This is a genomic window from Nocardia cerradoensis NBRC 101014, assembly GCF_000308535.1.
GTDB classification, from domain to species: Bacteria; Actinomycetota; Actinomycetes; order Mycobacteriales; family Mycobacteriaceae; genus Nocardia; species Nocardia cerradoensis.
The window spans coordinates 58,502-68,052 of the sequence record NZ_BAFW01000239.1; the positions used below are offsets into that span (position 1 = coordinate 58,502).

Below are 9,551 nucleotides of genomic sequence, written 5' to 3' on the forward strand. Positions count from 1 at the left end.
TGACGACGAGAAAGGGAACTCAGATGGATGGCGTAGCAGCCGAACCGTCCGCGCTCGCGGACGAATCCACGACGGTCGAGCCGGTTCGCGACCGGTCGACCGTGATCGTGTGGATCCTGTGCTCGGCCGCATTCGTGGCGATGCTCGACGTCTTCGTGGTGAACGTGGCGTTCACGAAGATCGGCGAGTCCTACCGGGGATCGTCGCCGGCCGATGTGAGCTGGGTGCTCAACGGCTATGCGATCGTCTATGCGGCCCTGTTGATTCCGGCGGGCCGATTCTCGGACCGATTCGGCCGCAAGACCGGATTCCTCGGCGGGCTCGCCCTGTTCACGGCGGCGAGCGTGGCCTGTGCCGCGGCCCCGGCGCTGTGGGCCCTGGTGGCGTTCCGGCTCGTGCAGGCGGTCGGCGCGGCGGCGCTGACACCGGCCGGCCTGGGATTGCTGCTCACCGTGCTGCCGTCGGCGCGGGTGCCGGGCGCGGTGAAGATCTGGGCCACGACGAGTTCGTTCGCCGCGGCCTGCGGCCCGGTGGTCGGCGGAGCACTGGTGGAAATCTCCTGGCGCTGGGTCTTCCTGATCAACCTGCCGGTCGGCGTGGTGACCGGGCTCGCGGCCGCATGGCTGGTGCCGAATCCGCCGCAGCGAACCTCCGCACGGATGCCCGACCTGCTGGGCGTGATGGTGCTGATCGTGGCGATCGGCGCGCTGTCGCTGGCCCTGGTCGAAAGCGATGCGTGGCCCGGCGGCGCGACCTGGGCGGCAGCGGCCGTGGCGGCGCTCGGCATCGCCGGATTCGTCGTGCGGATGCGGCGGCATGCGGATCCGGTGGTGCCGCCGGACCTGTTCCGGGTGCCGACGTTCGCCTGGGCCAACGCCACCGTACTGGCGTTCTGCACGGCCTTCGGGGCCTGGTTCCTGAGCATCACGCTGTGGCTCGAGAACGCGGCCCACTTCAGCACGATCGGCACCGGGCTCGCCATCGTCCCCGGCCCGATCATGGTGCCGATCTTCGCCGCCGTCGGCCAGCGACTGCTCCGCCGGATTCCGGCGGGAGCCGTTGTGGCCCTGGGCAATACGCTGTTCGCCGCCGGGGTCCTGCTCGTGCTGTTCACCGCCGGCACACCCGTGCGGTACACCACCGCGGTCCTGCCGGGCTGGGTGATCTCCGGTATCGGCATCGGCCTCGCACTGCCCACGATGATCGCCTCGGCCGCCGTCGATCTGCCGCCGGAGCGCTCGGCGACCGGCAGCGCCGTGGTCAACACCGCCCGCCAGCTCGGCTACGTGGTGGGCGTCGCGGTACTGATCGCGCTGCTCGGATCGTCCGGCGCCACCGACCGGATGGTGACCGCTTTCCGGCACGGCTGGTCGTTCATCGCAATCGTCGCCGTCGCCGGCGCGGCAACGGCATTCGGCATCACACCCCGTACCGGCCGATCGAAGCGAAGCGAGTGACCATGTCGAAACCCACGGCACGGGCGACGGCCGAGGCGGCCGATCCGCTCTGCCTGTCCGAGACCACCGCGGCCGCATTGCTGTTCGACGCGCCGTGGCGCCGCTTCGGTGTGGCCGGCGACAGCTTGTCGGCCGGAGTCGGCGACCCCACCCCCGGCTACGGGAACGCGGGCTGGCCCGAGCGGCTCGCGCGAATACTGCGGCGCGTGCGCCCGGACCTGCGATATCTCGACACCGCGCAGATCGGGGCCACCACGGCACAGACGTCGGCCCACCAACTCGACCGGATCACGGCGTTCCGCCCGGACCTGCTGCATCTGCCGTGCGGCCCGAACGACATCACGCGGCGCGATCCCGATTTCGACGAGATCGACACGACGATGCGGCGCATGTACGACGTCGCGGCGAGCACGGGCGCCCTGCTGACGACGTTCACCCTTGGGCGCGCCTATGTCGTACCGGCTCTTCCCGACTGGCCCGAGCGAATTCGCCGCATGAACGACATCACGCGCCGAATCGCCGCCGACTACGGGGCGGTCGTCGTCGACATGTGGGATCACCCGGTCAATACTCGCGACAATCTGCTCAGTGCGGATGGCATCCACTTCTCGACCTCCGGTCAGGCGGTGCTGGCGACCGAGATGGTCAAACATCTGGCCTACGCACTGTCGAGCCGGAGGAGCGAATAGCGCAGGCGCCCAATCCTCCCCGTGATCGCGGCCCGGCCCGCGTCCCCGCCCCGGGCGCCGGGCGCTAGGGTCACTCCCGTGGCGAAGACAGAGTCGTTTCGGGCCTCGTTGGACAAGCAACCGCACGAGGTCGCGTCCATGTTCGACGGGGTCGCGAAGCGGTACGACCTGACCAACACGGTGCTCACCGGCGGACAGGACCGCTATTGGCGCTGGGCCACCCGCCGCGCGCTGGCCCTGCGGCCCGGGGAGCGGGTGCTGGATCTGGCGGCCGGAACCGGCGTCTCCACCGCCGAATTCGCGAAGTCGGGAGCGTGGTGCCTGGCCCTGGACTTCTCCAAGGGCATGTTGGAGGCGGGGCGGTTCCGCCGGGTTCCGATGGTGAACGGCGACGCAACGGCCCTGCCGTTCGCCGACGATTCCTTCGACGCGGTCGCCATCTCCTACGGACTGCGCAACGTCTCCGAACCGGATGCGGCCCTGCGCGAAATGCTGCGCGTCACCAAACCGGGCGGACGCCTGGTCGTGGCGGAATTCTCCACCCCGGTCTTCGGACCGTTCCGCACGATCTACATGGAATACCTGATGAAGGTGCTGCCGAAGGTCGCCGAGGCCGTCAGCAGCAATCCGGACGCCTACGTCTACCTGGCCGAATCGATCCGGGCCTGGCCCAATCAGCGACAGCTGGCGATGCGGATCTCCGACGCCGGCTGGTCGTCGGTGCAGTGGCGGAATCTGACCGGCGGCATCGTGGCGCTGCACCGCGGTTACAAGCTGGGGTGAAGTAGCTCACCGCTCTGGCCGGACCGCGGCGGAAACGGTGCCCGACCGGGCGCGAACCGGAAATCTCACCGCGACCGCACCGCTGAGGTGAGAATTTTGGTCATCTGCCGATAACGTTCGGTAAATCCGTCGCAACGGCGGCTCGCCATCATCGGGAGTGTGTCGAGCGCCGAGAACTCCACGAGCACCGTCCGGACCGCGTGCTCCTACTGCGGCGTGGGCTGCGGCATCACGGTGCGGACCGAGCACGACGCGGCCGGGGCCCCTGTCATCGCGAAGGTGAGTGGCGACAAACTGCATCCGGTCAATGCCGGACGACTGTGCACCAAGGGCGCCACCCACCTGGAATTGATGCGCGCCCCCGGACGCATGACCACGGCCCTGCACCGGCCCCGGCGCGGGCAGGAACCGGTCGAACTCGCGGTCGAGGAGGCCGTGCGGCAGGCGGCGCGGCGGCTGCGCGCCATCGTCGACGAATACGGGCCCGATGCCGTCGCGCTCTACGTCTCCGGGCAGATGACACTCGAAGCGCAGTATCTGGCGAACAAACTGGCCAAGGGCTATCTGCGCACGGTGAATATCGAATCCAATTCGCGGCTGTGCATGGCAAGCGCCGGTACCGGATACAAACAATCGCTGGGCGCCGACGGCCCGCCGGGTTCCTACGACGACCTGGACCGCGCCGACCTATTCTTCGTGATCGGCTCGAATATGGCCGACTGTCATCCGATTCTGTTCCTGCGCATGGCCGAACGGCTCAAGGCCGGCGCCAAACTGATCGTGGTGGATCCGCGGCGCACCGACACCGCCGCCCGGGCCGACCTTTTCCTGCAGATCAGGCCCGGCACCGATCTGGCGTTGCTGAACGGATTGCTGCACCTGCTGGTCGCCAACGGTGATATCGACGCCGAATTCATCGCCGCCCACACCGAGGGCTGGGAGGCGATGCCGGAATTCCTCGCCGCCTATCCGCCGGCCCGCGTCGCCGAGATCACCGGGCTCGCCGAGGACGATATTCGCACCGCCGCCGCGTGGATCGGCGCGGCCAGTGAATGGATGACGCTGTGGACGATGGGACTCAATCAGTCCACGCACGGCACGTGGAACACCAATGCCGTCTGCAATCTGCATCTGGCCACCGGCGCCGTCTGCCGGCCCGGTAGCGGTCCGTTCTCGCTGACCGGCCAGCCGAATGCCATGGGCGGGCGCGAAATGGGTTATATGGGCCCCGGTTTGCCCGGCCAGCGCAGCGCCCTCGTCGACGCCGACCGCCGCTTCGTCGAAACCGCGTGGCAGTTGCCGGCCGGCACCATTCGCGCCGAATCCGGGCGGGGCACGATCGACATGTTCCGGGAATTGGCCGACGGCCGGATCAAGGCGTGCTGGATCATCTGCAGTAATCCGGTGGCCTCGGTGGCGAATCGCAAAACCGTCATCGCCGGTCTGGAGGCCGCGGAACTGGTGATCACCCAGGACGCCTATCTCGATACCGCGACCAATGCCTATGCCGATCTGCTGCTGCCGGCGGCGCTGTGGGCCGAAGCCGACGGCGTGATGGTCAATTCCGAACGCAATGTCACGTTGTTGCGGCATTCGGTGGAGCCGCTCGGCGCGGCGCTGCCCGATTGGGAGTGGATCGCGCGGATCGCGACGGCGATGGGATTCGAGGGATTCGATTACTCGTCCAGCGCCGAAATCTTCGACGAGATCCGCGGTTTCGCGAATCCGGCGACCGGATACGACCTGAGCGGAATGAGTCACGCCGCACTGCGCGAGGGCCCGATGCAGTGGCCGTGTGCCGATGCCGCGCAGCGCCGCAACCCGATTCGCTATCGCACCGGCGATGCGGGCGCGCTCGTCTTCCCCACCGCGAGCGGCCGGGCCGTGTTCTGGCCGCGGCCGCATATGGCCGCCGCCGAAATGCCCGACGACGACTATCCCTTCGTCCTGAATACCGGTCGCGTCCAACATCAATGGCACACGATGACCAAAACCGGACGGGTCGCGAAGCTGAACAAATTGAATCCGGCGCCGTTTCTCGACGTGCATCCCGACGATGCGCGCGCCCTCGGTGTGCGACCCGGTGATCAGATCGAAATCGCCTCTCGCCGTGGGCGAGCGGTGCTGCCCGTGCAGATCACCGACCGGGTGCGGCCGGGCGCGTGTTTCGCACCGTTCCACTGGAACGACGAACAGGGGGAATATCTGACCATCAATGCCGTGACCAACGACGCCGTCGATCCGGATTCGCTGCAACCGGAATTCAAGGCGTGCGCGGTGACGCTGCGCCGCGTCGGGCCCGCTCGAGACACTCGCGACGACACCGGCGACGCACCCGCACCGCATCCACTCGCCGCCATGCTGGGACTCGATTCCGCGTCCGCGCCCACGCTCAGCGAGGCGGAGCGGATCTATCTGGGCGGGTATCTGGCCGCGCTGCAATCGCTTCCGGTTCAGGGGCAGCCCGTCCTCCCGGAGTCGGCTCCGTTGTCCGACCGCAGCCGCTGGTGGATCGACGGGCTGCTGGCGGGAATGTACTCGCGGGCCGCCGACTCACCGCCCGGCGCCGATTACCCGCCCGGCGCCGACTCCCCGCCCGGCGGCACAGCGGCAGCCCCCTCGGCGGCTCCGGCCGGCCCGCAGCGACGGCCGGTGACCGTGCTGTGGGCGTCCCAGACCGGTACCGCCGAAGAATTGGCGGCGGCGGTGGCGGCAGCCCTCGCCGAACACGGGCACGCGCCCCGGCTGGTCGAGATGAACGCGTGTGAACTGCCGGAACTCTCCGGCAACGTCCTGCTGGTCACCAGCACCTTCGGGGACGGCGGCCCACCGGACAACGCCGCCGACTTCTGGGATCGGCTGCAGGACAGCGGCACTCGCTTCAACGGCCTGCGGTACGGGATCTTCGCCCTCGGCGACTCCTCCTACGACGATTTCTGTGGTTACGGCCGCAAGGTGGATCGGCTGCTGTCCGAACGGGGAGGTGTCCGGCTGCTGGATCGCGTCGACAGCGAACCGGATCACGAGGATTCGTCGCAGGAGTGGATCACCGCGGTCCTCGCCGCCCTGGGCGACGGTCGCGGGAATGCGGCCACCGACGACGGTTCCGGCGCGTCCGGCGGTGGTGGTGCGGCCGCCACGCGCAGCGGCGGTGAGGGTGTGGGTGCGACAACCGACGCCGGTCGTGCCGGCCCGCCCGCGGGGCTCGGCGTGCGGGTACTCGATCGCGTCGAGGCCCGCACCGCCGCGCCCGCGCGCACCACCCGATCGGTCCCCGCGCCGTTCACCCGCAACGCCCCGGTGCCGGCCCCGCTGGTCCGCAACGAACTGCTGTCACGGCCGGGATCCGGTAAGGAGGTGCGACAGTTCGGATTCGACCTGAACGGTCTGGAGGCCGCCTACGAGGTCGGCGACAGCCTCGGGGTGTGGCCCGCGAACGGCACTGCCGCCGTGCGGAATTGGCTGGCGGCGACCGGCCTCGACGGCGCCCGGCCGGTCGAGATCGACGGGCGCGACGTGCCGCTGGAATCGGCACTGCGCACACATTTCGACATCACCAAGATCAGTGGTGATCTGCTGTCCTTCGTCGCGGCCCACAATCCCAGTCAGCAGTTGGCGAAGCTGCTGCGCCGCGACAACCGCAACGAACTGGACCGCTATCTGTGGGATCGCCATGCCGTCGACGTTCTGCGCGACTTTCCCGTGCGGGCCGATCTGGTGGAATGGCTCGCGGTGCTGAAAAAGCTGCAGCCACGCCAGTATTCGATTTCGTCGAGCCCGCTGGTGAGTCCGCGCGAGGTGCAGCTCACCGTCGGCGTGGTGCGCTACGGCGCGGCCGACGACCCGCGCGGCGGGGTGTGTTCCACCTTCCTCGCCGACCGTGACGAGACCGGCGGCGTACCCGTATTCCTGCAGCGCGCACCACATTTCCGGCCGCCGCTGGATCCGAGCGCGCCGATGATCATGGTCGGCCCCGGCACCGGCATCGCACCGTTCCGCGGTTTCCTCCACGAACGCCGCGCGCTGGGATGTCGCGGGCGCAACTGGTTGTTCTTCGGCGATCAGCACGCTCAGGACCACTTCTACTACCGCGCCGAACTCGAGGACATGTTCCGCTCCGGCTTTCTCACCCGGCTCGACCTCGCCTTCTCCCGGGATCAGCGTGAGCGGATCTACGTGCAGCACCGCATGATCGAGCACGGCGCCGAGTTGTGGGCGTGGCTGCGCGACGGCGCTCACCTGTACGTCTGCGGTGACGCCGCGCGCATGGCCCGCGACGTCGACGACGCCCTGCTGACGATCGCCCGCATCCACGGCAATCTCGACGAGGAAGCGGCGCTGGCGTTCAAGAAGCAACTGACCGCGGAGAAACGCTATGTGCGCGATGTGTACTGAGCCGCCCGCTACGCGACCCCGATGGGCGGGTTGACCCGCGCGAAATCCGGCAGCCGGTAATACGGGTAGTACGGATACGGCGGCGTCACGGCGCTGACCTTGTTCAACCGGGCCAGTTGCTCGGGCTCGAGCTGCCAGCCGACCGCACCGAGGTTCTGGCGCAACTGTTCCTCGTTGCGGGCGCCGACGATGACCGTCGCGACGGTCGGGCGCGAGAGCAGCCAGTTCAGCGCGATCTGGGGTACGGATTTCCCGGTTTCGGCCGCGAGTTCGTCGAGCACGTCCACGACGTCGTAGAGCAGTTCGTCGTCGACCGGCGGTCCGGCCTCGGCGGTGCGATGCAGCCGGCTGCCCGCCGGAAGCGGTTGTCCGCGCCGGATCTTGCCGGTCAGCCGGCCCCAGCCCAGCGGGCTCCAGACCATCGCGCCGACGCCCTGATCGCGGCCGAGCGGCATCAGCTCCCATTCGTAGTCGCGGCCGACCAGCGAGTAGTAGACCTGATGGGCGACATACCGCGGATGCCCGCCACGGTCGGCCGCGGCGAGGGATTTCATGAGCTGCCAGCCGGCGAAGTTGGAGGCGCCCAGATAGCGGATCTTTCCGGCGCGCACCAGATCCGCGAGGGTGTCCAGCACCTCCTCGATCGGCGTCGCGGCGTCGAAGGCGTGCAGCTGGAACAGATCGATGTAGTCGGTGCCGAGCCGGCGCAGTGCGGCGTCGACGGCCGTGATCAGCCGGGAACGTCCCGATCCGGCCTCGGACGCTCCGGGCCCGGTGGGCAGACCCGCCTTGGTGGACAACAGAACCCGATCCCGGCGGCCGCGGATCGCCTGCCCCAGAATCTCTTCCGAGGCGCCGTCGGAGTAGACGTCCGCGGTGTCGAACATCGTGACGCCGGCCTCGAGCGCCACATCGACCATCCGGCGCGCCTGCTGGGCGTCGGTATCGCCCCACGCTTCGAACAGTTCGCCCCGGCCACCGAAGGTGCCCGCTCCGAAGCTGAGAGCCGGGACGAGCAGGCCCGAGGCACCCAGTCGACGATAGTCCATGATCAACCCCTAACGGAACTGAAGTTTCATTAACACCGGAGACGATACACTCGATCCGACGCTAATGAAACTGGAGGACCGTTATGAGTTCGGACACTGCCGCACCCGGTTCGGTACGCCCGGGCGGTCGCACGGCCCGCGTCCGCGAATCCGTCCTGCGCGCGGCCGGGGATCTACTGGCCGAACAGGGCTTCGCCGAACTCGACCTCACCGAGGTGGCGGCCCGCGCGGAAGTCGGCAAGACGACCGTCTACCGCCGCTGGCGCACCCCGGCCGGGCTGGTGGCGGACATGCTCACCGATATGGCGGAAACCTCACTGCCGCATGCCGATACCGGATCGCTGCGCGGCGACCTCACCGCCAACGCCCGCCTCGTCGCGCGCACCCTGACCGACCCACGCCAGGGTCCGCTGTTCAAAGCCCTTGTCGCCGCGGCCGTCTGCGATCCGGAAACCACCGCGGGCCTGCACCGGTTCTACGATGTGCGCATCACCGAATGGGAGCCGTGCGTCACGGCCGCGGTCGAACGCGGTGAACTCGCCCCCGGAACCGACGCCCGCGCAGTGGTTTCCGCCGTCTCGGCCCCGCTGTACTACCGGTTCCTGATCTCCGGCGACCCGATCGACGATGCGGTGGCTGTGACCGCCGCCGACGCCGCGGCGACAGCCGCCACCGCAGGCCTGTTCACCCGGTGAGAAGCCGGAACACTCACACCTGCCGGTACGGGTCTCGGCCCGTCAGGCCGAGCAGGCGCTCCCAATCCGACGCGTCGGCGGGTACCTCGATCACCGGGCCGAACAGCCCCGGAACGCCTTCGCGCGGCGTCTCGCGGAACTGCTCCAGCAGCACCGCGACATCCTTGTCGGCCGGCTCGAAGCGACGACCCGTGGCGCACGCGAGGTCCCAGCTGTGCATCACCACCTCGTTCAGGGCGAATCCGGCCATCGCGGGCGCGGGGGCGGTGACACCGCCGACCTCGGTATCGCCCTCCCAGGCGGCCGGATCGCGCCACGCCTCGGTGAGCGCCTTCAACTGGGTCGTGATCAGCTCACCCCACCCCTCGGGCAGATCCGCATCCGGCGCCTGCCGCGGCGGCGCGGAGCGGCCGACGCCTTCCTTGGTGGCACCCTGGCGGAATCCTTCGGTGAATCCGAGGGTGTGGAACAGCAGATCCCGCA

The 9,551-nt window shown here is 68.9% G+C and carries 7 protein-coding genes; 5 read left to right on the forward strand and 2 right to left on the reverse strand.

The features are described 5' to 3' along the window. The first annotated feature begins 23 nt into the window (after positions 1–23). The 4 genes from ON23_RS24805 to ON23_RS24820 all read left to right on the forward strand — a co-directional run bounded on the left by ON23_RS24805 (position 24) and on the right by ON23_RS24820 (position 7,324). Positions 24–1,457, forward strand: a complete 1,434-nt coding sequence (locus ON23_RS24805; RefSeq protein ID WP_083904215.1) for an MFS transporter — start codon at positions 24–26, stop codon at positions 1,455–1,457. A gap of 2 nt (positions 1,458–1,459) precedes the next feature. Continuing rightward, positions 1,460–2,146: an SGNH/GDSL hydrolase family protein gene (locus tag ON23_RS24810; RefSeq protein WP_039781118.1), complete on the forward strand. Its 687-nt coding sequence runs from the start codon at positions 1,460–1,462 to the stop codon at positions 2,144–2,146. A gap of 78 nt (positions 2,147–2,224) precedes the next feature. Next, positions 2,225–2,929 carry a demethylmenaquinone methyltransferase gene (locus ON23_RS24815; protein ID WP_036505900.1) on the forward strand — a complete coding sequence of 235 codons (705 nt, stop codon included), beginning with the start codon at positions 2,225–2,227 and terminating at the stop codon, positions 2,927–2,929. Between the two features lie 159 nt (positions 2,930–3,088). Continuing rightward, the gene (locus ON23_RS24820; RefSeq protein ID WP_039781120.1) at positions 3,089–7,324 is read left to right on the forward strand and encodes a bifunctional nitrate reductase/sulfite reductase flavoprotein subunit alpha; all 4,236 of its coding nucleotides are present in this window, start codon (positions 3,089–3,091) and stop codon (positions 7,322–7,324) included. A gap of 8 nt (positions 7,325–7,332) precedes the next feature. Here ON23_RS24820 and ON23_RS24825 read toward each other — a convergent pair whose 3' ends face one another. Next, positions 7,333–8,373, reverse strand: coding sequence for an aldo/keto reductase (locus ON23_RS24825; protein WP_039781121.1), 1,041 nt, complete (start codon positions 8,371–8,373; stop codon positions 7,333–7,335). Between the two features lie 83 nt (positions 8,374–8,456). Here ON23_RS24825 and ON23_RS24830 point away from each other — a divergent pair, with 83 nt between their 5' ends. Further along, entirely contained in the window at positions 8,457–9,068 is a 612-nt protein-coding gene (locus tag ON23_RS24830) for a TetR/AcrR family transcriptional regulator (protein WP_039781123.1), read from the forward strand. A gap of 13 nt (positions 9,069–9,081) precedes the next feature. Here ON23_RS24830 and ON23_RS24835 read toward each other — a convergent pair. Continuing rightward, positions 9,082–9,551, reverse strand: a 470-nt coding sequence (locus ON23_RS24835) for a TIGR03086 family metal-binding protein (RefSeq protein ID WP_039781124.1), incomplete at its 5' end; no start/stop codon positions are given.